Consider the following 23405-nt stretch of genomic DNA (forward strand, 5'->3'; position numbering starts at 1 on the left):
AGGCGATCCGCCAGTTCGCGCAGGAGCGGCCGCGCGGCCAGTGCATCTTCATGCATCTCACGCTCTTGCCCTACATCAAGTCCGCAGGCGAGCTGAAGACCAAGCCGACGCAACATTCGGTGAAGGAGCTGCGCGCCATCGGCATCGCGCCCGATATCCTCGTCTGCCGCGCCGAACAGCCGATCCCCGAGCGCGAGCGCGCGAAACTGGCGCTGTTTTGCAATGTCCGCCCGGACAGCGTTATCGCGGCGCTCGACCTCGCCTCGATCTACGAGGCGCCGCTGGCGTTGCACGCCGAAGGGCTCGACCAGGCGGTGCTCGACGCCTTCGGCATCTCCCCCGCCCCGCGTCCCGACCTGAAGCGCTGGGAGGAAGTGGTGGACGCCGTCCAGCGCCCCGACGGCGACGTCCGCATCGCCGTCGTCGGCAAGTACACCGCCCTTGAGGACGCCTACAAGTCGCTCGCCGAGGCGCTGACCCATGGCGGCATCGCCAACCGCGTGAAAGTCCGCGCCGAATGGATCGACGCCGAGATCTTCGAGCGCGAGGACCCCGCGCCGCATCTCGAGGGCTTCCACGGCATCCTCGTGCCCGGCGGCTTCGGCGAGCGCGGCACGGAAGGCAAGATCCTCGCCGCCCGCTTCGCCCGCGAGCGCGGCGTGCCCTATTTCGGCATCTGTCTGGGGATGCAGATGGCGGTGATCGAGGCGGCGCGCACGCTGGCGGGCATCGGCGACGCCGGCAGTCAGGAGTTCGACCACGAGAAGGGCGCCGCGCGCTTTTCCCATGTGATCTACCACATGGCCGAGTGGCGCGAGGGCGGCAAGCTGATCCGCCGCAAGGTCGAGGACGACAAGGGCGGCACGATGCGCCTCGGCGCCTACGCCGCCCAGCTCGCCCCCGGAAGCCGCGTTGCAGAGATTTACGGCGCCGAGCGCATCGAGGAGCGCCACCGCCACCGCTACGAAGTGGACATCCGCTTCCGCGACAGGCTGGAGGCTGCAGGGCTGCGGTTTTCGGGGATGTCGCCGGAGGGCGATCTGCCGGAGATCGTCGAAATCCCCGACCATCCGTGGTTCGTCGGCGTGCAGTTCCACCCGGAGCTGAAGTCCAAGCCCTTCGCCCCGCACCCGCTGTTCGCGAGCTTCGTCAAGGCGGCGGTGGCGCAGAGCCGGTTGATGTGAGGACGGGCGCCCTTTCCCCCGCCTCGGCTCACGCCGCCTGATCGTCCGCGTCGTCCGGCACGTTGGCCCGCAGCGCGCGCTTGGGCACTTCGCGCAGCAGGAAGGCGGGGACGTGGTCGCCCAGGCCCACCACCGCCTCGTCGCGCCCGCCGCCGCTGCGGCGACGGGGGCGGTCGTCCTCGCGCCGCGGCGCGCGCGCGACGTCGCGGACGGGTTCCGGCGCAGCGGCTTCTTCGCGCGGGGCGCGCGGCTCGGCGCGCCGTTGGGGACGGTCCTCGCGGGCGCGGCGCGGCGGGCGCGCTTCGTCGGCCTCGACCGCGGGCGCGCGCGGAGCGGGGCGGGGGCCGCCCGGCGGCTCCATCGCCGCGATGGGGCGCTCGATCAGCTTCTCGATCTTCTCGACATGCTTTTCCTCGTGCGGCAGGCAGAGCGTGATCGCCTTGCCCGTCCGCCCGGCGCGCCCTGTCCGCCCGATCCGGTGGACGTAATCCTCCGAATGGATCGGCACGTCGAAATTCACCACATGGCTCACGCCCGGAATGTCGAGCCCGCGCGCCGCCACGTCCGACGCCACGAGGATCGCGATCGAGCCGTCGCGGAAGCCGTCCAGCGTCGCCGTCCGCACGCTCTGGTCGAGGTCGCCATGCAGCGCGCCGACGTTGAAGCCGCTCTTCTCGAGGCTCTTGAACACGCTCGAGATGTCGCGCTTGCGATTGCAGAAGACGATCGCGTTCTTCAGCGCGTCGCCCTCGCCGCGCAGCACGTCCCGCAGCAGGTCGCGCTTCTCGCGCTCGGCGTCCTCGCGGCGCGAGGGATGCAGACGGCACAGCAACTGCTCGACCGTTGTCGCTGTGGTGGCCGGGGCCGTCGCCTCGACGCGCTCGGGGTTGTGCAGGAATTCGGTCGTCAGCCTTGTGATCTCGGGCGGCATGGTCGCCGAGAAGAACAGCGTCTGGCGGTGGAAGGGCGTCAGCTTGAAGATCCGCTCGATGTCGGGGATGAACCCCATGTCGAGCATTCTGTCGGCCTCGTCGACCACCATGATCTCGATGGCAGACAGCATCAGCTTGCCGCGCTCGAAATGGTCGAGCAGGCGGCCCGGCGTCGCGATAAGCACGTCCACGCCGCGGTCGATCAGCTTGTCCTGATCGCCGAAGGAGACGCCGCCAATCAGCAACGCCTTGGAGAGCTTCACATATTTTCCGTAAGTGTCGAAATTCTCGGCGACCTGCGCGGCGAGTTCGCGCGTCGGGCAGAGGATCAGCGAGCGCGGCATGCGGGCGCGGGCGCGGCCCTTCACGAGGCGGGTGATCATCGGCAGGGTGAAGGACGCGGTCTTGCCGGTGCCGGTCTGCGCGATCCCGAGCACGTCGCGCCCCTTGATCGCGAAGGGGATCGCCTGCGCCTGGATCGGCGTGGGCTGCGTGTAGCCAGCCTCCTGCACGGCCTTCAGAACGTTCGGGTCGAGGTCGAGTTCGTCGAAGGTCATGCGGCGGTCGTTCGCTCCGGTGATCGATGAAACGCAAAAAGGGGCGCTCTGCGGCCCCACGCGGCGCACCATAGGGAAAAACGCCGCAGAGTCAACGAATCACCGCCGTCACGCAAATTTCGCGGCTGTGACATGCTGCGATCAACCGTCGGCGCTAGCAGTCGCGCCGTCTGCAACCGGGAGGACCTGACGATGCCGCGCCCCTTCGCCCGAACCGCCTTCGCCGCAGCCGTCGCCGCTTCGCTCGCCGCGCCCGCTGCCGCCGAGACCGTCTTTCCCGCGAAGCTCGCGGGCCACGCCTACATCCCCGCCAATTCGATGATCGCCCCGCCCGCGGACGCGCCGCGCGACGCCTGGGTGTCGGGCAAGTTCGCCGCCGGCCCCGCGCGCGTGGACCAGCCGATGAGCGTGCCCGGCGACACCGGCCCCTGGCTGCACGGCTCGCGCCCCACTGGCCTTCGCCTGCCCTTCCTCGGCCAGCCGCTGCAGGGCTTCTCGGGCGTCGCGATGACCCGCGCCGAGGATGGGTCGATCTACGCGCTCACCGACAACGGCTTCGGCTCGAAGCTCAACTCGCCCGACGCGCTGCTGTTCTTCCACCGCATCCGCCCCGACTGGGAGACGGGGGCCATTGCGCACGAGACCACCTTCCTGCGCGACCCCAACCGCGTCGTGCCCTTCCGCATCGCTTATGAGGCGACCGACGAGCGCTACCTGACGGGCGCCGATTTCGACCTCGAGAGCATCCAGCGCGTCGGCGACGAGATCTGGATCGGCGACGAGTTCGGCCCCTTCCTGATCCGCGCCACGCTCGACGGCGTGGTGACCGGCGTGTTCGCGACCGAAGTCGGCGACACGGTCCTGCGCAGCCCCGACGCCCCCGGCATGACCGGCACCTCCCGCCCCGGCGCGGACTGGCGCGTTCCCCGCTCCGGCGGCTACGAGGGCATGGCGCTCCAGCCGGGAACTGGCCTGCTCTGGGCGATGCTGGAGAAGCCCATTCTCGACGCCGAAGGAAAGCCCGAGGGGAACTTCCTGCGCGTCTTCGCCTTCGACCCCAAGGCGGGCCGCTTCACCACCCAGGGCTTCAAGTTCCCGCTCGCCGAAGGCGCGACCGCCATCGGCGACTTCAACTTCATCGACGAGACCCGCGCGCTGGTGATCGAGCGCGACAATGGCGAGGGCGACCCCTCGCTCAAATGCGCGGGCGCCCCGCAGCCCGACTGCTTCCCGCTCCCCGCGATGCACAAGCGCGTCGTGCTGATCGACACGGCCAGCGTGGACGCGGAGGGCTTCGTGCGCCGCATCGGGCACATCGACCTGATGGACATCGCCGACCCGGACGGCCTCGGCCGGCTCGAGACAGTCGCAGCGCGCGACCTGACGGGCAAGTTCACCTTCCCGTTCTTCACCATCGAGAACGTGATGGCGATCGACGAGACTCACATCCTGGTGGGTTCGGACAACAACCTGCCCTTCTCCTCGGGCCGCCAGCTCGACGCCGCCGCCCATAACGAGTTCATCCTGCTCCATGTTCCGGAGCTGCTCGCCGCGCGCTGAGGGCGATCCGCCGCTAGGGGTGGGGCGCGCCGAGGCGCGCGCCCCCAGATATGGCGCCGCGTGACGTGAAAGACTCACCCCAACTTACTGAATCGAAAGCATTATTGACCTTCGGTCGCGCTTCGCGGAGACTGCCGGCTCCCCGATGCGCGGAGCTTGCGATGACCTCTGACGATCTGCCGCTCGACGCGATCCTGCGCGACGACTGCATCGCGGCGATGGTCCGCCTGCCCGACGCGTCGGTCGACCTGATCTTCGCCGACCCGCCCTACAATCTGCAATTGCGCGCCGAATTGCACCGGCCCGACAATTCGCGCGTGGACGCGGTGGACGACGCCTGGGACCGCTTCGAAAGCTTCGAGACCTACGACCGGTTCACCCGCGCCTGGCTGGCGCAGGCGCGGCGGGTGCTGAAGCCGGACGGCGCGCTGTGGGTGATCGGAAGCTATCACAACATTTTCCGCGTCGGCGCTGCTTTGCAAGATGAAGGTTTCTGGATCCTCAACGACGTGGTCTGGCGAAAGTCCAACCCGATGCCGAACTTCCGCGGCAAGCGGCTGACCAACGCGCACGAGACGCTGATCTGGGCCGCGCGGTCCGAGACTTCGAAGGCGGTGTTCAATTACGACGCCGCGAAGTCGCTGAACGAGGACCTGCAGATGCGCTCGGACTGGACGCTGCCGCTCTGCACCGGGGCGGAGCGGCTCAAGGACGGGGCCGGGGCCAAGCTGCACCCGACCCAGAAGCCCGAGGCGCTGCTGCACCGCATCCTGATCCTGAGCACGCGGCCCGGCGACGTGGTGCTCGACCCGTTCTTCGGCTCGGGGACCACAGGGGCGGTCGCGAAGCGGCTCGGGCGGCGCTGGATCGGGATCGAGCGCGAGGAGGCCTACGCCGACGCCGCGCAGGCGCGCATCGACGCGGTGCGCCAGCTGGCGGCGGAGGCGGTCGCCACCACCCCCTCGCGCCGCGCCGCGCCGCGCATCCCCTTCGGCGAACTCGTCGAGCGGCAACTGGTGCGGCCGGGCGAGACGCTGTCTTCGCCCTGCGGTCGGCATCGGGCGGTGGTGCGCGCCGACGGCTCGCTGAAATGGGACGCCGCCTCGGGGTCGATCCACAAGATCGGCGCGCTCACGCAGCGCGCGCCGTCATGCAACGGCTGGACCTACTGGCACTTCAAGCGCGACGGTCGCCCGATCCCGATCGACGCGCTCCGGACGCAGCTGCGCGACGAACGCGCTGCAAGTGGCGCGGATGGCTGACCCGACCGTGCGCATCGAGGGCCGGTTGATCTGCCGCGATCGCGCGCAGGCCGACCGGATCGCGGAGTTCCTCGTCGAGCATGTGCGGCTGACGCGCGCCGAGTCCGCGTGCCTGAGCTTCGAGGTGACGCGCGACCCCGCCGATGCGCTGGTCTTCGTCGTCTCGGAGACGTTTGTCGACGCGGCGGGCTTCGCGGCGCATAAGGCGCGGATGGTCGGGACGGTCTGGGCGGAGATCAGCGAAGGGGCGACGCGGGACTACGTGGTGACAGGGCTCGCGCCGGCGGATGGCTGAGCGCGCCTCGCGTGGCTGGGGCACCTGGGATCGAACCAGGACTCTTCGGAATCAAAATCCGACGTGTTGCCAGTTACACCATGCCCCAACGCGGCGCGGACCATAGGAGCGCGCGCCGAGCCTGACAAGGAGCGCGGACGTGGATCGCTCGGAGATCATGCGCCGGGTGAAGCGGCGCGACACCGCGCCGGAGCGGCGTCTGCGCGCGGCGCTGCGGGCGCTCGGCTTCACCGGCTACCGGCTCGACCGGGGCGATCTGCCGGGGCGGCCCGACATCGCCTTCATGGGGCGCCGGCGGGCGATCTTCGCGCATGGCTGCTTCTGGCACGGGCATGGCTGCCGGCGGGGCGCGCGCGCGCCGAAGGCGAACGCCGCCTACTGGGCCGCCAAGATCGCCCGCAACCGCGAACGCGACGCGGAGGCGGTCGCGGCGCTGGCGGCGTCGGGCTGGCGCGTGCTGACGGTGTGGGAGTGCGAGATGACCGATGCGTCGGGGCTCGCGGCGCGGCTTGCGGCGTTCATGGAGGACGGGTGAGCCCCGCCGGAGCGGAGATCGACCGGCGAGGCGCGGATCACGAGGTGGGGGCCTTTGTCTCCAAGGGAAAATTCTCGCGAACACATCCCCTTGGGCCGGCTTGCGCTAGAACCGGAACCTGAGATTGACCGAGCCGAACACCGCCCAGTCGTCCTGCGTGTCGAATTCGGGGCTGCGCAGCACATGCGCGTAGGACAGCGAGACGTTCTCCCAGCGATACGCCCCGCCGAGGCTGAACTCCACGAACGCCGGGTTCGTGTCGACCGAGCGGCTGTCGCGGAAGGTGTTTCCGTCGAGAAACAGGTTGCGCCCCACCAGCATGGCGTCGGCGGCGGCGAAGAGCTGCCAGCCGCCCTGATCGTCGGCGAAAGCCGGCCCGGAGACCGACCGTCGCACCCGGTCGGGGCCGTAGTCGGCGCGCAGGTTCTCGCCGATGCGCACCATCGCGCCGGCCCCCGCCGACACGTCCAGCGTGCCGAGCGCCACGGAGGCGCGCGGCAGGATGTCGGCCTCGAACCCCATGCCCAGCGCGTCGTCGGCCAGCGCATGGCGGCGGGTCTGTTCGTAGAGGACGCGGAAGGCGATTTCGTCGCCGAGCTGGGTGTCCCATCCCTGCGGCTCGTCGCCGAGGATGTTGTCGTGCACCCAGCGCTGGATCTCCTCGGCCTTGGCGGATGGGCCGACGATCCCGAGATCGAGCGCCAGCGCGTCGAGCCGGTCGCCGCTGTCGGCGTAAAGCGCCGCCGTGCCGTAGAGAAACCCCGCATAGGGGCGGTCCTCGAGCGGCGGGTCGGGGTCGTTGATGTCGGAGGAGGTGAACATCGAATGGCCGAGCCCGTAGCTCATGCCCCAGCGCGCCTGCGGGACGAACCCGTCCAGCGCGTCGCGCAGGCCCCGCGCCCAGAGATGCAGCTCGCCCTCGGGCGCCGTGTAGCGCAGGAAGGCGCCGTTGGTGTATTTGCGGTCCTCGCCCGCGAAGATGTCGTTCTCCCAGATCAGGCTGAGGGTTCCGCGCGGCGGCGCGTCGTCTTCGGCGAGGGCGGGGCAGGCGGCGAGGAGCGGGAGCAGGAGGGCGGCGCGGCGCATCGGGGGAACTCCTTGGGGCGCGGCCGACAATGGCCTGCGCCTTGGCGCGGAGCAATGGGTGGGAGCGGCGGATGCGTCTGGCGCATGACATCTTCGACGGCCCCGCGGACGCGACGCCGCTGGTGATCGCGCACGGCCTGTTCGGCTCGGCGCGCAACTGGCGGGGGCTGGCGGCGCGGCTGGCGGAGCGCCGCCGCGTGATTTCAGTCGATCTGCGCAATCACGGCGACAGCCCGCGCGACGCGCGCGGCGACTATCCTGCGATGGCGGACGACCTCGCCGAGACGATCCGCGCCGAAGCGGGCGGCGCCTCCGGGGGACGGGCCCATCTGCTCGGCCATTCGATGGGCGGGAAGGCTGCGATGACGCTGGCGCTGACCCGGCCGGAGCTTCTCGACCGCCTGATCGTCGCCGACATCGCTCCGGTGGCCTACGACCACGCCCATGGCGACTACATCGCGGCGATGCGGGCGGTGGACCTCCGCCGCGTGGCGCGGCGGTCCGACGCGGAGCCGATGCTGGCCGAAGCCGTCCCGTCGCCCGGTCTGCGCGCTTTCCTGCTGACCAACCTCGCCTTCGAGGACGGGCGGGCGCGCTGGCGGCCCGATCTCGACGCCATCGCCGCCAACATGGAGGCGCTGCTCGGCTTTCCCGAAGGACTGGCCGCAAGCCATTCCGGCCCCACGCTGTTTCTGGCGGGGGCCGCGTCGGACTATCTGGCCCCGGCGCGGCGCGCGGCGGCGGCGGCGCGCTTTCCCGCCGCGCAGTTCGTCGTGGTCGAGGGGGCGGGGCACTGGCTGCACGCCGACCGGCCCGAGACGGTGCTGGAGGCGGTCGAGGCCTTTCTCGCGCTGCATCAAAAGTAGCGCAAATAGAACTGGTTCATCGGCGATTAATCGTCGAAGCGCGACACTGTCCGGGCATTCGATTCCTTCTGAAAAGAGCGATTTCCCGATGTCGCGCACGATCGACGGCAAGCTGCTGGGGCGGCGCTTTCTGCTGGTCACCGGGTTGATCGTCGCATCGCTCGTCGCCACCGCTGGCATCGGCATGCACAAGCTCTGGCGACAGGCCGAAATCGCCGAGATCGGGTTGACCATGTCGCATCTGGGCGAGGGGATCGCGCGGCTGACGATGGCTGCGCATCGGGCCGCCGAGACGCCGACGGCGCGCAACCGGCAGATGCTGAACTCGGCCTTCCTCGCCGTGCTCTACCATGTCGACGAACTGCGCGCCGCCGACCCGCTCGCCGACCGGTCGGCGCTCGACGCCGCGTTGCGCGACATGGCGGCGCGCCGTCTCGCGGGCTATGTTTCTCAGCATCGGCACGGACTCGGCGCGGTGCCGATGACGCCGCAGATGCAGACGCTGTGGCGGGGGGCCGACGGCGCTTCGGGGCTCGAGGCCGAGATCGGGCGGATCCTCGCCGACATCGAGCATCTGGCGGCGCAGCGCGGCGGGCCGCAAGCCTCCGCCGCGCCGATCCCGCCCTTGCCCCATCTCCAGACCGAGGAGCTGATCCGCCTGCTGCGGCAGGGCTCCGTCATCGCCGCCCAGGATCAGGAGCGCGCGCTCTGGACTGCCGGCGCAGCCCTTCTGCTCGGCTCCGGCGCCGGAATCATCGCGGCGCTGGTGAGCCATCTTCTGGTGCTGCTCCCGCTGCGCAGGCGCATTCTGCGCGACCGCGCGACGCTGGCCGAGGCGCTCCGGCGCGCGCAGGCGGGGGAGCGGGCGAAGAGCGAATTCCTCTCGGTGATGAGTCACGAATTGCGCACGCCGCTGAACGGGGTGCTCGGCATGGCGGCGCTGCTCGACGAATCGGGGCTCGACCGACGGCAGCGCGGCTTCGTCGCCGCCATCCGCAGCTCCGCGATGGGGCTGCTGGACGTGATCGGCGACATCCTCGTCTTCAACCCGCCCGATCTGGGGAAGCTGCGGCCGATCGCCGAACCTTTCGCGCTTAAGGATCTGGGGGCCGAGCCCATCGCGCGGCTCGCGCCGGCGGCGGCGCTGAAGGGATTGTCGCTGGTGGTGCGCCGCCCGCATGGCGCGCCCTGCTGCCTGCGCGGCGACCGGGAGCGGCTCGACCACGTCATCCAGAATCTTCTCGGCAACGCCGTGAAGTTCACGAAGACGGGCGAGATCCGCATGACCATCGCGGCGCATGCGCGCGCGGGCGCCACGGCGAAGTTGCATATCGAAGTCGAGGATACGGGCTGCGGCGTGAAGCCCGAAATGGCCGAACGCATCTTCGGGATGTTCGAGCAGGCCGACGCGAGCGCGACCCGCAGCGCCGGCGGCGTCGGGCTCGGCCTCGCGGTCTGCGCGACGCTGATGCGCCAGATGGGCGGTCGGATCGGGATGCGCTCGGGCGAGGAGGGGGGCGCGGTCTTCTGGGTCGAGCTGGACCTTCCGGTCGCCGACTGCGCCGAGCGAGACCTCGACCTCTCCGCCATCGCCGGGCTGCGCGCGGCCTTCGCGAGCCCCAGCGCCGCGCGGCTGGCCGCCGGCGGCGAAATTCTCGCGAGCCTGAGCGTCGCCTATCAGACCGCGGACGGTCCCGATGCGCTCGCCGCCGTGCTCGCCGCGGCGGGCGACGCGCCGCCCGACCTGCTCTTCATCGACCACGCCCCGCCGCTCTGCGATGCGGAAGCCTGCCTCCTGCGCCTGCGCGCGCAGGCGGAGACCGCCGCCCTGCCGGTGATCCAGGTGCGCGGTCCGGGCGCCGAAGCCGGTCCGCATCCGCAGGACCCGCTGACGCAGGTGCTGCTGAAACCCGCGACGCGCGAGACGGCGGCGGCGGCGATTTCGGCGGTGATGGCGCGCGCCGGGGCGCAGCGCCTGCTCGACGACGACATGTGCCAGCCCGCCGCCGAAGCGGTTGGCGGCGCGGCGGCCTGACCGGAAAAGTCGCGGCGACGGCGAAACTTCGCTTGCGAGGCGCTGGGGCGCGCGGCTAGACGAAGCTCGTCGCGGCGCGCAGGGGGCGCGCCGCTTCCGGAGCTTTCAGGAAATGAAACAGGCCCTGGCCGAATTCGTCGGCACGTTCATTCTGGTGTTTTTCGGCTGCGGCGCGGCGGTGATCGCCGGGTCGGAGATCGGCGTTCTCGGCATCGCCTTCGCCTTCGGGCTGGCGCTGACCGCCGCCGCCTACGGGATCGGCCCGATCTCGGGCTGCCACATCAACCCCGCCGTCAGCCTCGGCGCGCTGATCGCCGAGCGCATGGAGCTCGACGCCTTCTTCCGCTACGTGATCGCGCAGGTGCTGGGCGCGGTGGCGGGCGCGGGGGCGCTGTTCCTCATCATGCAAGGCAAGCTTTCGGGCTTCGACGTCGCGACCTCGGGGCTCGGGCAGAACGGCTGGGGGCCTGGCTATCTCGGCGAGTACGGCGTGATCGCGGCCTTCCTGTTCGAAGTGATCGCGACCTTCATCTTCGTCGTGGTGATCCTGGGCTCGACCCAGCCGGGCGCGCCGGCGGCGATGGCGGGCCTCGTGATCGGGCTGACGCTGGTGGTGATCCACATCGTCGGCATTCAGGTCACCGGCGTCTCGGTGAACCCTGCGCGCAGCTTCGGCCCCGCGGTCTTCGCCGGCGCCGGGGCGCTCGGCCAGCTGTGGCTGTTCATCGTCGCGCCGCTTCTGGGCGCGGCGCTGGCGGGGCTGATGTTCCGCTCCGGCGCGCTCGACGCCGAGCTCGACTGATCCGGGCGACCCCCGGCGCGCTGGAGGGCGCGCCGGGGGCTGTCGTCAGAGCCGCTCGATGGCGACGGCGATGCCCTGTCCGCCGCCGATGCACATCGTGATCAGCCCGTAGCGGCCGCCGGTCCGCTCGAGTTCGTAGAGCGCCTTGACGATCAGGATCGCCCCGGTCGCCCCGATCGGATGGCCGAGCGCGATGGCGCCGCCGTTGGGGTTGGTCTTGGCCGGGTCGAAGCCGAGGCTGCGGCCCACCGCGCAGGCCTGCGCCGCGAAGGCCTCGTTGCTCTCGATCACGTCGAAATCGCCGACCGAGAGCCCGGTCTTCTTCAGCAGGTTGGTCACCGCCGGGATGGGGCCGATGCCCATGCGGTCGGGCTGGACGCCGGCATGGGCGTAGCCGACGAGCCGCGCCTTCGCCTTCAGCCCCGCCTTCTCGGCGGCGCCGGCGCGCGCCAGCACCAGCGCCGCGGCGCCGTCGTTGATGCCCGAGGCGTTGCCGGCGGTCACCGTGCCGTCCTTCTTGAAGGCCGGACGCAGGCCCGCCAGCGTTTCCGCCGTGGTCTTGCCCTTGACGTGCTCGTCGGTGTCGAAGGGAACCTTGTCGCGCTTGACCATCACCTCGATGGGCGCGATCTGGCTCTTGAAACGGCCCTCGGCGATGGCGGTGGCGGCGCGCTTCTGGCTCTCGAGCGCCATCGCGTCCTGCTCCTCGCGGCCGATCTGGTGGTCGGCGGCGACGTTCTCCGCGGTGACGCCCATATGCGCGCCCTCGAACGGGTCGGACAGCGCGCCGATCATCATGTCGATGAACTTGGCGTCGCCCATCTTCATGCCCGAGCGGATCGCCTGGCTGGCGTGCGGGCTGCGCGACATCGCCTCGGAGCCGCCGGCCAGCGCGAAGTCGCAATCGCCGAGCATCAAGTGCTGCGCCGCCGAGACCACCGCCTGCGCGCCCGAGCCGCAGAGGCGGTTGAGGGTGAGGCAGGGCGCCTCGACCGGCACGCCCGCATTCACCCCGGCCATGCGCGACAGGTACATGTCGCGCGCCTCGGTGTGGATCACGTTGCCGAACACCACATGCCCGATCTGCGCGCCCTCGACGCCCGAGCGCTTGAGCGCCTCGCGCGCGACATGCGCCGCCGTCTCGGTGGGCGGCGTGCCCGCCAGAGCGCCGCCGAAAGTTCCGATCGCCGTACGAGCGCCGTCGAGTATCACCACGTCGTCCATCGTCCCGCATCCTCCCGGAGTTTTTTCCCGACGTCACCATGACTCCGCTTTCGACCGGGAGCCTACGCGGCCTATTGTCGGGGTTGACCAGACCCTCCCGGAGACGGAGCCAGAAATGATGAAGTTCGGCGTCGGCCAGAGCGTCGCGCGCGTCGAGGATGTCCGCCTGTTGCGCGGCGCCGGACGCTACATCGAGGACGTCAGCGTCCCCGGCGAGGCGCGCGCGGCGTTTCTGCGCAGCCCGGTCGCCCATGCCGACATCGCCGCGCTCGACGTGTCGGCGGCGCGCGCCGCGCCCGGCGTGATCGCGGTGATCACCGGGGAGGATCTCGACGCGGGCATCGTCAACGACATGGACGCGACGCGCTTGCGCGGGCGCGACGGCGCGCTCTGCGCCCGACCGCGCCGCCCCGTCCTCGCCGTGGACCGCGTGCGCCATGTCGGCGAGGCGGTGGCGCTGGTGGTCGCCGAGACGCTGGCGCAGGCGCGCGACGCGGTGGAGCTGATCGCCGTCGATTTCGACGAGCGCGACAACGTGACCGACACCGCCGCCGCCCTCGACCCCGGCGCGTCGCCCCTGCACGACGAGGCCCCCGGCAATCTCTGCTACGACTGGGCGATGGGCGACGAGGCGGCGACCGACGCCGCCTTCGCCGCCGCGGCCCACCGCGTGGCGCTCGACCTCGTCAACAACCGCGTCATCGCCAATCCGCTGGAGACGCGCGGCGTTCTGGCGGAGTGGGACGGCGCGCGTCTGCATCTGCGCGCGAACGGGCAGGGGCCGTGGGACCTCAAGGCGGAACTGGCGGACAAGCTCGGGCTGAAGCCCGATCAGGTGCGCGTCAGCACGCCCGACGTCGGCGGCGGCTTCGGGATGAAGGCGATCACCTATCCCGAGCAGATCGCCGTGGCCTACGCCGCGATGACGACGGGGCGCCCCGTGAAATGGATCGCCGAACGCGGCGAGGGCATGGCGTCGGACGCGGCGGGGCGCGACCACGTCACCAGCGCCGAGGCCGCCTTCGACGCGGACTATCGCCTGACGGCGCTGCGCGTGCGCTCGATCGCGGCGATGGGGGCGTATCTTTCGGGCTTCGGCGCCTTCATCCCTTCGGTGCTGGTTTCGAAGGTCCTGCCCGGCGTCTATGACGTGCAGACCTATTTCTTCGGGGTGAAGGGCGTCTTCACCAACACGGTTCCGACCGACGCCTATCGCGGCGCAGGTCGCCCCGAGGCGATCTACGTCATCGAGCGGCTGATGGACTACGCCGCCCGCGCGCTCGGGCTCGACCCGGTCGATCTGCGCCGGCGCAACTTCATCCGGTCGTTTCCCTATGTCAGCTGCACGGGCGAGACCTACGACGTCGGCGATTTCGACCGCGTGCTCGACTGCGCGCTCGCCGAGGCGGATGTCGCGGGCTTTCCCGCCCGAAAGGCCGAAAGCGCGCGGGCGGGCCGCCTGCGGGGGCTCGGGCTCGCCTATTACATCGAATCGATTCTCGGCGATCAGAACGAGACGACGAAGATCGCATTCGCCGAGGATGGCGGGATCGACCTGTTCGTCGGCACCCAGTCGAACGGGCAGGGCCACGAGACGGTGTTCGCGCAATTCCTGACCGACCGGCTCGGCGTGCCATTCGACGCGGTCCGGCTGGTGCAGGGCGACACCGACCGCGTCGCGCAGGGGGGAGGCACGGGCGGCTCGCGCTCGGTGACGATGCAGGGCTCCTCGATCCGGGGCGCCGCGGACGCCTGGGTCGCCCGCGCGCTGCCCTTCGCCGCCGACGAGCTGGAGGCCGGCCCCGAGGACGTCGAATTCGTCGACGGCGCGTTCCGCATCGTCGGGGCCGACGCCGCACTGCCGGTGATGGAGGTCGTCGCCCGCGCCCGCGCCAAGGGCCGCGCCGATCTGCTCGCCGAGGAGCGCGAGACGGTCGTGCCGGGCCGGTCCTTCCCCAATGGCTGCCATATCTGCGAAGTCGAGATCGAGCCCGAGACCGGCGGCGTATCGGTGCTGCGCTACAGCGTGGTCGACGATTTCGGCGTGCTGATGAACCCGATGCTCGCCGAGGGCCAGGTGCATGGCGGCGTCGTGCAGGGGCTGGGGCAGGCGCTCGCCGAGACGGTGGTCCACGACGCCGAGGGCCAACTGCTGACGGCGAGCTTCATGGACTACCACATGCCCCGCGCCGGCGACGCGCCGATGATCGCATTCCGCCACGAAGGCACGCCCTCGACCGCCAATGCCATCGGCATGAAGGGCTGCGGCGAAGCGGGCACGGTGGGCGCGCTGGCCGCCGTGGTCAACGCGGCGCTGGACGCGGTGTGGGACGACGGCGTGCGCCATGTCGACATGCCGCTGACGCCGCTGCGGGTGTGGAGCTGGCTGGACGCCGCGCGCGCGGCGCGCGCCGACGCGGCCTGAACGCCCGATGACCGAGGGAGTGGAGCGCATCGGGCCGCGCCTCTGGCGCACCTCCGACCGCGAGGGTCGGGTCTATCATCTGCGCCCGATCCGACCGGAGGACGCGCCCGCCCTGCAGCGCGCCTTCGCCGAGCAGGACCCCGCCGACCGCAAGCTGCGCCTTCTGTCGGCGATCCCGAAACTGCCGGACAGGATGGCGCTGCGCTTCTGCACCGTGGACGGGGTTCGCGACGCGGCGCTCGTGCTCGTGCGCGACGACGCGCCCGACGCGCTGTTCGGCGGCGCCCGGCTGATGCGCGACGGCGCCCCCGGAACGCCGGAGGGCGCGCGCGCGGAATTCGCCGTGTCGGTCGCCTCCGCCCTTCAGGGGCACGGGCTCGGGCGCAAGGCGCTGGCGACGGTGATGGAGTTGGGGAGGGAGATGGGGATCGCGCGGGTCTGGGGCTCGGTCTCGCGCGAGAACGCCGGGATGCGCGCGCTGGCCGCCCGCCTCGGCATGACCGAGCGCCGCGACCCGGACGACGCGGCGCTCGTCATCTGCGAAAAGGCGCTCTGAGCCCTCAGGCGCGTTCTTCGGTCAGCGAAGCCGGCATGGGCGAGCCGGCGAAGCTCAGGCCCGCGCGCATCGCCCCGAACAGCACGCCCAGCGCCGCCCGCGCCGCGCGTTCGGCGGTCACGCCCGCCACGCCCTTGAGGTTGCGGGCGAAGCGGCGGGTCATGTGCTCGATCTCCTGCAACTCGCGCTGCATCTCGACATCGTCGAGCACGCCCTTGGCGTAGGCGTCGGCGATCAGATCGGCGTAGTGGGTGACGGCGCGCGCCTTGGCCTCGGCGTAGCCGCGGACGATGGGCAGCTCAGCCCCGGCGGCGTCCTTCAGCGCGAGGCCCATGCGGGCGACGACGTCGTCGATGTCGAGGGTCATGGCTATGTCTCCGGTCAGAGGGCGCGGTCGGTGAGGCCGCGCTCGTAGATCAGCGCGTCGGACAGGGCGTCGGCAGTCGCTGCGCGGCGCAAGGCGAGGAACTCCGGCGCGACGAAGCCGGTCGCGTCGCGCTCCGCGAGAAGTTCGAGCTGGCGGACATAGTCCCCGAGATAGGCGGCGGTGGCGGGATCTGCGTCCGCGCCGTAGGCGACTGCGGCGGCGCGCAGCGTCGCGCGCCCGGCGATCGCGCCGGCCTGCGCCTTCAGCGCGGCGTAGCCTTCGGCGCGCGGTTCGGCGGGCCGGGCCGCGACATCCGCGAAAAGCGCCTGCGTCTCGACGGCGAGGCTCTCCAGCGCGCCGACAGTCCAGGGGTCGCGCCCGGGCTCGGCGATCCGGGCGCAACCTGCCGCAAGCAGCGCGAGCGCGAGCAGAAGGGCGACGGGGCGCGCGAGCGCCCGAAGCGGCCTGACAGGGCGCATGGCGGTTCTCTCATCTGATTTCGGGATGGCGCAGGGCGTTGCGCGCCGGCGCTGACGAGAATTACGCCAAAGCGATTAAAATTTCATGCAACGCGCCGCAGCGCGAAGCCCAGCAGCGTCAGCGCCGCGCCAAGCCCCGCCAGCGCGACCGCCGCCGGGCTCTCCAGTACGGTCAGGATCGCGGGGTCCCACAGCCAGGGCGCGAGATGGCGCTCGATGGCGGGCTGCGCGATCTGCAGGCTGTCGCGGTCGAGCCGAAACCACCATTCCCCGACCGCGCGCAGCCGCGCGCCGGAGGTTTCGACCAGGTCGAACCCCGCCACGACGAGCCCCAGCGCGATCAGCGCCCCTCCGACGATCCGCAGCATGTGGACACTCCCTTCGCCCGGTCGGGACATAGGCGCCGCTCCGCCGTCGCGCCAGCGCTTTCGCCGCCGCGCCGTCGCCGCTACTCTCGGGTCGCCCAGCGTCGGAGACCGCCCCATGCGCCTGTTCGCCCTCGCCCTGCTGCTCGCATCGCCGCTCGCCGCTCAGGAAGCCGCGAAACGCGAACTTCAGCCTGAAGCGACCGTCGCCGTCGCCGCAGCGCGCGACGTTCAGGCCGCAAGCTTCATGGTCGCCGCCGCCCACCCGATGGCGGTCGAAGCCGGACAGGCGGTTCTCGCCGCCGGCGGAACCGCCGCCGACGCCGCCGTGGCCGTGCAGCTCATGCTCAACCTCGTCGAGCCGCAATCCTCCGGCATCGGCGGCGGGGCCTTCGCCCTCTACTGGGACGCCTCCGAAGCCCGCCTGACCACTTTCGACGGGCGCGAGACCGCCCCCGCCGCCGCCGGCCCCGACCTCTTTCTCGGCGCCGACGGCGAACCGATGAAGTTCCGCGACGCCGTCCCCGGAGGCCGCTCCGTCGGCGTTCCCGGCACGCTCAAGCTGATCGAGACGCTGCACGCCCGCCACGGCGCCCGGCCATGGGTCGAGCTGATCGCGCCTGTGATCGACGCCGCCGAGCAGGGCTTCGCGGTCTCGCCCCGCCTCGCGGGCCTCATCGCCCAGACGCCCGAACTCGCCCTGTTCGAGGCGACCCGCAGCTATTTCCTCGACGCCGCCGGGGCGCCCCTCGCCGAAGGCGCGGTTCTGCGCAATCCCGATTTCGCCGCGACCCTGCGCCTGATCGCCGAGCAGGGCGCCGACGCGTTCTATGCAGGACCCATCGCCGCGCAGATCGCGCAGGCCGTCCGCACCCCGACCAATCCCGGCCTGCTCACAGAAGCCGATCTGGCCGCCTATCGCGTGATCGAGCGCGCGCCCGTCTGCCTGAATTACCGCGGCGCGGAGGTCTGCGGCATGGGGCCGCCCAGTTCCGGCGGCCTGACTGTCGGCCAGATCCTCGGCCTGCTCGAACGCTTCGACCTCGCGGCCCTCGGCCCCGGCGCCGCCTCCGACCACCTCTTCGTCGAGGCCTCTCGCCTCGCCTTCGCCGACCGCGCCCTCTACATGGCCGACGCCGATTTCGTCGACATGCCGAAAGGGCTGCTCAACCGCGCCTATCTCGCCGAGCGCTCCGCGCTGATCGACCCCGCCGCGCGCATGGCGACCGCCGAGGCGGGCTCGCCCCCTTGGGACGAAGCCCAACTTCTCTCCCCCGACCTCCAGCCCGAGCGCCCCGGCACCTCGCATTTCGTGATCGTGGACGCGCAGGGCGACGTTCTTTCGATGACCACCACCATCGAGACCGGCTTCGGCTCGCGCGTGATGGCGGGCGGGTTCCTCCTGAACAACGAGCTGACCGACTTCTCCTTCCGTCCCGAGATCGACGGCCGCCCTGTCGCCAACCGCGTCGAGCCCGGCAAGCGCCCCCGTTCCTCGATGGCGCCGACCATCTTGCTGGAGAACGGCGCCCCGGTCCTCGCGCTCGGCTCGCCGGGTGGGGCGCGCATCATCGGCTATGTCGCCCGCGCCCTGATCGCCCTGGAGGACTGGGGGATGACCCCCGCCGAGGCGGCGGCGCTCGCCCATGTCTCCACGCTGGGCGGCCCTGTGACGCTGGAACAGGGGACCGAGGCCGAGACCCGCCTCGAAGCCCTCGCAGCCCTCGGCCACGAGATCCGCATGGGCGACCTGAACTCCGGCCTGCACATCGTCCGCATCGCCCCCGGCGCGCTCGTCGGCGCCGCCGATCCCCGCCGCGAAGGCGTGGCGGCGGGCCAGTGAGCGCGCTATCTGCCGCGCATCCCTTCAGGAGCCATTCCGCATGACCGACCCGCTGCGCGACGACTGGACCGGCCCGCACGGCCTGCCCGACTTCTCCGCCCTCGCGCCCGAGCAATTCGAGCCCGTCTTCGCCGAGGCGCTGGCCGCAGCGCGCGTCGAGATCGCCGCCATCGCGTCCGACCCCGCCGCGCCCGACTTCGCCAACACTGTCGAAGCGCTGGAGCGTTCCGGGCGCGCGCTCGACCGCGTCTGCGCCATCTTCTTCACGCTGGCCGGCGCCCACACCTCGCCCGAGATCGAGGCGATCCAGACCCGCATCGCCCCCGAACTCGCCCGCTTCACCTCCGAGACCCTGATGAACGCGGCGCTGTTCGCCCGGGTGGACGCGCTCTGGACCGCCCGCGACGCCCTCCCCCTGAACCCCGAGCAGGCCCGCGTGCTGGAGCTCACCCGCCGCCGCTTCGTGCGCGCCGGCGCGCAGCTCGACGCGGCGGGCCGCGCGCGCATGGCCGAGATCATGCAGCGCCTCGCCGCCCTCGGCGTGAAGTTCGGCCAGAATGTGCTCGCCGACGAGCGCGACTGGGCGCTGCCGCTCGCCGAGGCCGACCTCGCGGGCCTGCCCGACTTCCTGCGCGACGCCGCCGCCTCCGCCGCCCGCGCGCGCGGGCTCGACGGCTGGTGCGTCACCCTCTCGCGCTCGCTGATCGAACCATTCCTGCAATTCTCCGAGCGGCGCGACCTGCGCGAGCAGGCGTGGCGCGCCTGGGTCTCGCGTGGCGAGCAGGGCGAGACCGACAACCGCGCCATCGTCGCCGAGACGCTGACGCTGCGCCGCGAGCGCGCGCAGCTGCTCGGCTATCCCGACTACCCCGCCTTCAAGCTCGAGCCCGAGATGGCCAAAACCCCGCAGGCCGCGCGCGAGCTTCTGATGCGCGTCTGGGCGCCCGCCCGCGCCCGCGCCGCCGAGGAGGCCGACAAGCTGCGCGCGCTCATCGCCGCCGACGGCGCCAACCACCCGCTCGAACCCTGGGACTGGCGCTTCTACGCCGAGAAGCTGCGCGCCGCCGACTACGACCTCAGCGACGCCGAACTCAAACCCTATCTCACCCTCGACGGCATGATCGCCGCCGCCTTCGACGCCGCCTCCCGCCTGTTCGGCCTGTCCTTCCGCGAGATCGAGGGCGCGACCCTCTGGCACGAAGACGTGCGCTCCTGGGAAGTCCTGCGCGGCGGCGGGCATCTCGGGGTGTTCGTCGGCGACTATTTCAACCGCGCCTCAAAGCGCTCCGGCGCATGGTGCTCGTCGCTTCAGGGCCAGCGCCGCCTCGACGGGCCCGTCGCGCCCATCGCCGTCAACGTGATGAACTTCGCCAAGGCCTCCGACGGCCCGACGCTGCTCACCTTCGACGACGCCGAGACCCTGTTCCACGAATTCGGCCACGCCCTGCACGTCCTGCTGTCGGACGTGACATACCCCTCGATCTCCGGCACATCGGTCGCGCGCGATTTCGTCGAGTTGCCCTCCCAGCTCTACGAACACTGGCTCTCCACGCCGGAAATCCTCGGCGCGCACGCCCGCCATGTCCGCACCGGCGCGCCGATGCCGCAGGACCTGATCGACCGGCTGCGCGCCGCGCGCGGCTTCAATCAGGGCTTCTCCACCGTGGAATTCGTCGCCTCCGCGCTGGTCGATCTCGATCTGCACGAGGCCGACGACCCCTCCGACCCGCTGGCGCTGGAGGCGCAGACGCTCGCCCGCATCGGCATGCCGCCCGAGATCGCGATGCGCCACCGCACCGCGCATTTCCAGCATGTGTTCTCCGGCGAAGGCTACGCCTCGGGCTATTACAGCTACATGTGGTCGGAAGTGATGGACGCCGACGCCTTCGCCGCATTCGAGGAAGCCGGCGACCCGTTCGACCCCGCCACCGCCGAACGCCTGCGCGCCGAGATCCTCTCGGTCGGCGGCTCTCGCGACGCCGACGCCGCGTGGACCGCCTTCCGCGGCCGCGCCCCGGACCCGCAGGCCATGCTCGTGCGACGCGGGCTGGCCGCCGCGTGATCTCATGGCGCGACGAGGGCGCGATCCTCGCCGCGCGCCGGCATGGCGAGGCCGACGCCATCGTCGACGTCTTCACCGCCGACCATGGCCGCTGCGCCGCGGTGGTGAAGGGCGGCGCGGGGCGGCGCCTGAGCCCGGTCCTGCAACCCGGCGAGCAGGTCGCGCTCGACTGGCGGGCGCGCCTCGAGACGCATCTCGGAAGCGCTCGGGTCGAGCCGCTCCGCGCCCGCGCGGGCGCGATCATGGCCGACCGCCGGGCGCTCGCCGCGCTCGCCTCGGCCTCGGCGCTGCTTTGCGCCTTCCTGCCGGAGGCGGAGCCGCATCCGACGCTTTATGCGCGCAGCCTCGCCCTGTTCGACGCGCTGGCCGAAGGCCTCGACTGGCCGCCGCTCTACGCCCGCTGGGAGCTTTCGCTTCTGGAGGAGACGGGCTTCGGCCTCGATCTGACTTCCTGCGCCGCCACCGGCGCCCGCGACGATCTCGTCTGGGTGTCGCCGCGCAGCGGCCAGGCGGTCAGCGGCAGCGCGGGCGCGCCTTACGCTGACCGGCTGCTGCGCCTTCCCGCCTTCCTGCGCGACCCCTCCGCCGAGGCGGGCGCGCCCCGGATCGCCGAGGCGCTCCGCCTCACGGGCTGGTTTCTCCACCACCGCGCCGCACCCGCCTTCGGGCGAGACGCGCTGCCGGCGGCGCGCGCCCGTCTCGCGGACCTGCTCTCGCCCTGAGGCCGCCATCCGCGATTTGAACCTTCCGCGCCGACCCTCTAGAAGCGTCGGCGCCTCTTGCGGAGACCAGTATGAACGCCGCCCGGATCATCGACGCGCTCGGCCTGTCGCCCCATCCCGAGGGCGGCTGGTATCGCGAGACCTGGCGCGCCCCCGCCGAGGCCGGGGCGCGCTGCGCCGGCACGGCGATCTACTACCTGTTGCAGGCCGGCGAGCACAGCGCATGGCACCGGGTGGACGCGACCGAGATCTGGCATTTCCACGCCGGCGCGCCGCTGTCGCTGACCCTTTCGCCGAACGGCCACGACGCCGAGGCGCATCTTCTGGGGGCCGAGATCGCAGCGGGGCAGCGTCCGCAGATCGTGGTGCCGCCGATGTGCTGGCAATGCGCGACCTCGATGGGGGCGTGGACGCTCGTCGGATGCACGGTGACGCCGGGCTTCGAGTTCTCGGGCTTCGAGATGGCGCCGCCGGACTGGCGGCCCGTCCCGCGCCCGGCTGGCGCGCGGTGAGCGCGATGGACGACCGCCTCTACCTGATCTCGCCGCCCGCGCCGGGCCCGGACTGGCCGGACCTGCTGGCGGCCGCGCTCGACGCGGGCGGCGTCGCCTGCGTGCGCCTCGACATCGCCGGCGCCGAGGAAGACATCCGCCGCGCCGCCGACGCCGCCCGGCCCGTCTGCGCCGCGCGCGACGTCGCGCTCGTCATCGCCGAGCATCCCCTGCTGGTCGCGCCGCACGGGCTCGACGGCGTTCATCTGACGCAAGGCGGCGCGGCGGCGGTCAGGGCGGCGCGGGCGGCGCTGGGGGCGGAGCGGATCGTCGGGGCCTTCGCGGGGGCGTCCAAGCACAAGGGCATGCTGACGGCGGAGGCGGGGGCCGACTACGTCGCCTTCGGGCCGATAGACCCCGGCGCGCTCGGGACGGGCGCCCCCGTCGAGGACGACCTTTTCGAATGGTGGGACGAGGCGGTCGAGACCCCCTCGGTCGCCGAGGGCGGGCTCACGCCGGCGCGCGCTGCGACGCTTGCGCGCGTCGCCGATTTTCTCGCGCCGCGCATGAGCGTCTGGCGCTGGCCGGACGGGCCGGCGGGGGCCGTCCGCGCCTATCGCGCCGCGTTGGCGACGTCGGGCGATTGAACCCGACCCCCGCGCCGCGCCGCGTTACTGCGAGGTCCAGCCGCCGTCGATCGGCAGAGAGACGCCGGTGACGTTATGGGCGGCGCGGCTGCACAGATAGAGGGCGGCGGCGCCGATGTCGGACGGCTCGGCGGTGCGCAGAGAGGGTTGCTTCTCCGCCAGCAGGCTGCGGACGGCGGCGTCGCGGTCGCCGCCATGCTGCTCCGCGCGGGCGGCGATCTGCGGCTCGATCAGCGGCGTCTCGACCCAGCCGGGGCAGATCGCGTTCACCGTCACGCCGCCAGATTCGCGGGTTCCCGCGTCGGCGTATTCGAGGGCTGCGACCTTTGTCAGCCCGACCAGCCCGAATTTCGAGGCCACATATGGCGCCTTGGCCTGCGAGGCGACGATGCCGTGCACCGAGGCGATGTTGATCACGCGCCCGAAACCGCGCGCCTTCATCCCCGGCAGCACCAGCCGCATCGCGTGGAAGCAGGCCGAGAGGTTCAGGCCGATCACCGCGTCCCACACCGCGCGGTCGGCCTCGGCGATGGTCACGGTCTTCTGCATGCCCGCATTGTTGACGAGAATGTCCACCGGGCCCCAGTCGGCGACGGCGGCCACCAGCGCCTCCACCTTGTCCGGATCGCGCAGGTCGCCGTCGAAGAAGCGCGCCTCGGCGCCCGTCGCGCCGATCTGCGCCAGCGCGGCGTCGATTTCCTCCTGCTTCGGCAGGCCGTGCAGCGCAATGCGCGCGCCCTCCTCGGCCAGCGATGTCGCGATGGCCAGCCCGATCCCGGAGGTCGAGCCGGTGACTAGGGCCGTGCGGCCCTTCAGCATGTCGCCCATGAAATCCGTCTCCCCGATGCGCCGCAGCGCGACTCCCGCGCGGACCTTACCCGGGGGCGGCCCCGGGAGCGACGCCGGCGACGCAGCCTGCGGCGAACAGCCCCGCCAGCGCTTCGGCGAGGTCGAGCGGCCCGGCGCGCGCGCCCGCCTCGGCGGCCTCGCCGAGCGCGCGGCCCTCGGCGACGGCGCGCAGGAAGGCGGCGGGTCCGGGTTCGGGGGCGGAGACCTCCACCGCGTCGGCGGGTCGGACGACGAGCGCCGTCTGGCCTTGCGCGAGGTCGA

23 protein-coding genes and 1 tRNA gene are annotated in these 23405 nt (G+C 71.8%); 15 read left to right on the forward strand and 9 right to left on the reverse strand.

Annotated elements, in window-relative coordinates; translation table 11 throughout:
* On the forward strand, positions 1–1184 hold a 1184-nt coding region (locus V7Q31_RS12060; protein WP_333834109.1), incomplete at its 5' end, for a CTP synthase.
* 28 nt (positions 1185–1212) lie between these two features.
* Here V7Q31_RS12060 and V7Q31_RS12065 read toward each other — a convergent pair.
* Entirely contained in the window at positions 1213–2673 is a 1461-nt protein-coding gene (locus V7Q31_RS12065) for a DEAD/DEAH box helicase (RefSeq protein ID WP_333834110.1), read from the reverse strand.
* A gap of 192 nt (positions 2674–2865) precedes the next feature.
* Between V7Q31_RS12065 and V7Q31_RS12070 the strand changes: the two genes are divergently transcribed.
* The 3 genes from V7Q31_RS12070 to V7Q31_RS12080 all read left to right on the forward strand — a co-directional run bounded on the left by V7Q31_RS12070 (position 2866) and on the right by V7Q31_RS12080 (position 5790).
* A complete protein-coding gene (locus V7Q31_RS12070) occupies positions 2866–4233 on the forward strand; it encodes an esterase-like activity of phytase family protein (RefSeq protein ID WP_333834111.1) in 1368 nt (455 codons plus the stop codon).
* Between the two features lie 161 nt (positions 4234–4394).
* Positions 4395–5495: a site-specific DNA-methyltransferase gene (locus tag V7Q31_RS12075; RefSeq protein ID WP_333834112.1), complete on the forward strand. Its 1101-nt coding sequence runs from the start codon at positions 4395–4397 to the stop codon at positions 5493–5495.
* Positions 5488–5790 carry a putative quinol monooxygenase gene (locus V7Q31_RS12080; RefSeq protein WP_333834113.1) on the forward strand — a complete coding sequence of 101 codons (303 nt, stop codon included), beginning with the start codon at positions 5488–5490 and terminating at the stop codon, positions 5788–5790. Before V7Q31_RS12075 ends, V7Q31_RS12080 begins: the two co-directional genes overlap by 8 nt.
* A 12-nt stretch (positions 5791–5802) precedes the next feature.
* Here the strand turns inward: V7Q31_RS12080 and V7Q31_RS12085 are convergent.
* Positions 5803–5878: transfer RNA gene (locus V7Q31_RS12085), tRNA-Gln, on the reverse strand.
* A gap of 51 nt (positions 5879–5929) precedes the next feature.
* Between V7Q31_RS12085 and V7Q31_RS12090 the strand changes: the two genes are divergently transcribed.
* Complete coding sequence (locus tag V7Q31_RS12090; protein WP_333834114.1) at positions 5930–6325, forward strand: very short patch repair endonuclease; 396 nt, start codon at positions 5930–5932, stop codon at positions 6323–6325.
* A gap of 105 nt (positions 6326–6430) precedes the next feature.
* On the opposite strand, the gene V7Q31_RS12095 is transcribed toward V7Q31_RS12090, so the two are convergent.
* Positions 6431–7411 (reverse strand): lipid A deacylase LpxR family protein, encoded by a 981-nt coding sequence (locus V7Q31_RS12095; protein ID WP_333834115.1) that lies wholly within the window; start codon positions 7409–7411, stop codon positions 6431–6433.
* 71 nt (positions 7412–7482) lie between these two features.
* Between V7Q31_RS12095 and V7Q31_RS12100 the strand changes: the two genes are divergently transcribed.
* The 3 genes from V7Q31_RS12100 to V7Q31_RS12110 all read left to right on the forward strand — a co-directional run bounded on the left by V7Q31_RS12100 (position 7483) and on the right by V7Q31_RS12110 (position 11114).
* On the forward strand, positions 7483–8277 hold the full coding sequence (locus V7Q31_RS12100) for an alpha/beta fold hydrolase (protein ID WP_333834116.1): 795 nt from the start codon (positions 7483–7485) through the stop codon (positions 8275–8277).
* A gap of 88 nt (positions 8278–8365) precedes the next feature.
* Positions 8366–10312 carry a sensor histidine kinase gene (locus V7Q31_RS12105; RefSeq protein WP_333834117.1) on the forward strand — a complete coding sequence of 649 codons (1947 nt, stop codon included), beginning with the start codon at positions 8366–8368 and terminating at the stop codon, positions 10310–10312.
* Positions 10293–11114, forward strand: a complete 822-nt coding sequence (locus tag V7Q31_RS12110; RefSeq protein WP_333834118.1) for an aquaporin — start codon at positions 10293–10295, stop codon at positions 11112–11114. The genes V7Q31_RS12105 and V7Q31_RS12110 overlap by 20 nt, the downstream gene beginning before the upstream one ends.
* A gap of 45 nt (positions 11115–11159) precedes the next feature.
* Here V7Q31_RS12110 and V7Q31_RS12115 read toward each other — a convergent pair whose 3' ends face one another.
* Entirely contained in the window at positions 11160–12338 is a 1179-nt protein-coding gene (locus V7Q31_RS12115; RefSeq protein ID WP_333834119.1) for an acetyl-CoA C-acyltransferase family protein, read from the reverse strand.
* Positions 12339–12453: 115 nt separating this feature from the next.
* On the opposite strand from V7Q31_RS12115, the gene V7Q31_RS12120 reads away from it, so the two are divergent.
* Entirely contained in the window at positions 12454–14763 is a 2310-nt protein-coding gene (locus tag V7Q31_RS12120; protein ID WP_333834120.1) for a xanthine dehydrogenase family protein molybdopterin-binding subunit, read from the forward strand.
* A 7-nt stretch (positions 14764–14770) separates the two neighbouring features.
* Complete coding sequence (locus V7Q31_RS12125) at positions 14771–15319, forward strand: GNAT family N-acetyltransferase (protein ID WP_333834121.1); 549 nt, start codon at positions 14771–14773, stop codon at positions 15317–15319.
* A gap of 4 nt (positions 15320–15323) precedes the next feature.
* Here V7Q31_RS12125 and V7Q31_RS12130 read toward each other — a convergent pair whose 3' ends face one another.
* From V7Q31_RS12130 to V7Q31_RS12140, 3 genes are all read right to left on the reverse strand, one after another.
* On the reverse strand, positions 15324–15686 hold the full coding sequence (locus tag V7Q31_RS12130) for a hypothetical protein (protein WP_333834122.1): 363 nt from the start codon (positions 15684–15686) through the stop codon (positions 15324–15326).
* Positions 15687–15700: 14 nt separating this feature from the next.
* Positions 15701–16165 carry a hypothetical protein gene (locus V7Q31_RS12135; RefSeq protein ID WP_333834123.1) on the reverse strand — a complete coding sequence of 155 codons (465 nt, stop codon included), beginning with the start codon at positions 16163–16165 and terminating at the stop codon, positions 15701–15703.
* Positions 16166–16248: 83 nt separating this feature from the next.
* Positions 16249–16533, reverse strand: a complete 285-nt coding sequence (locus tag V7Q31_RS12140; RefSeq protein ID WP_333834124.1) for a hypothetical protein — start codon at positions 16531–16533, stop codon at positions 16249–16251.
* 115 nt (positions 16534–16648) lie between these two features.
* Here V7Q31_RS12140 and ggt point away from each other — a divergent pair, with 115 nt between their 5' ends.
* The 5 genes from ggt (at position 16649) to V7Q31_RS12165 (ending at position 22295) form a co-directional block, all read left to right on the forward strand.
* Positions 16649–18373 carry a gamma-glutamyltransferase gene (ggt, locus tag V7Q31_RS12145; protein WP_333834125.1) on the forward strand — a complete coding sequence of 575 codons (1725 nt, stop codon included), beginning with the start codon at positions 16649–16651 and terminating at the stop codon, positions 18371–18373.
* A gap of 40 nt (positions 18374–18413) precedes the next feature.
* Positions 18414–20435: a M3 family metallopeptidase gene (locus V7Q31_RS12150; protein WP_333834126.1), complete on the forward strand. Its 2022-nt coding sequence runs from the start codon at positions 18414–18416 to the stop codon at positions 20433–20435.
* Positions 20432–21157, forward strand: a complete 726-nt coding sequence (gene recO / locus V7Q31_RS12155; protein ID WP_333834127.1) for a DNA repair protein RecO — start codon at positions 20432–20434, stop codon at positions 21155–21157. Before V7Q31_RS12150 ends, recO begins: the two co-directional genes overlap by 4 nt.
* Positions 21158–21228: 71 nt before the next feature.
* Complete coding sequence (locus V7Q31_RS12160; protein WP_333834128.1) at positions 21229–21669, forward strand: cupin domain-containing protein; 441 nt, start codon at positions 21229–21231, stop codon at positions 21667–21669.
* 5 nt (positions 21670–21674) lie between these two features.
* Entirely contained in the window at positions 21675–22295 is a 621-nt protein-coding gene (locus V7Q31_RS12165) for a thiamine phosphate synthase (protein WP_333834129.1), read from the forward strand.
* A gap of 24 nt (positions 22296–22319) precedes the next feature.
* Here the strand turns inward: V7Q31_RS12165 and V7Q31_RS12170 are convergent, their stop codons facing one another.
* Together V7Q31_RS12170 and V7Q31_RS12175 are read right to left on the reverse strand one after the other, a co-directional pair.
* A complete protein-coding gene (locus V7Q31_RS12170; RefSeq protein ID WP_333834130.1) occupies positions 22320–23123 on the reverse strand; it encodes a 3-hydroxybutyrate dehydrogenase in 804 nt (267 codons plus the stop codon).
* A 46-nt stretch (positions 23124–23169) separates the two neighbouring features.
* Positions 23170–23405 (reverse strand): hypothetical protein (locus V7Q31_RS12175; protein WP_442976525.1); only part of this gene is annotated, 236 nt, incomplete at its 5' end.

Source organism: Rubrimonas sp. (assembly GCF_036788415.1).
Taxonomy (GTDB): domain Bacteria; phylum Pseudomonadota; class Alphaproteobacteria; order Rhodobacterales; family Rhodobacteraceae; genus Rubrimonas.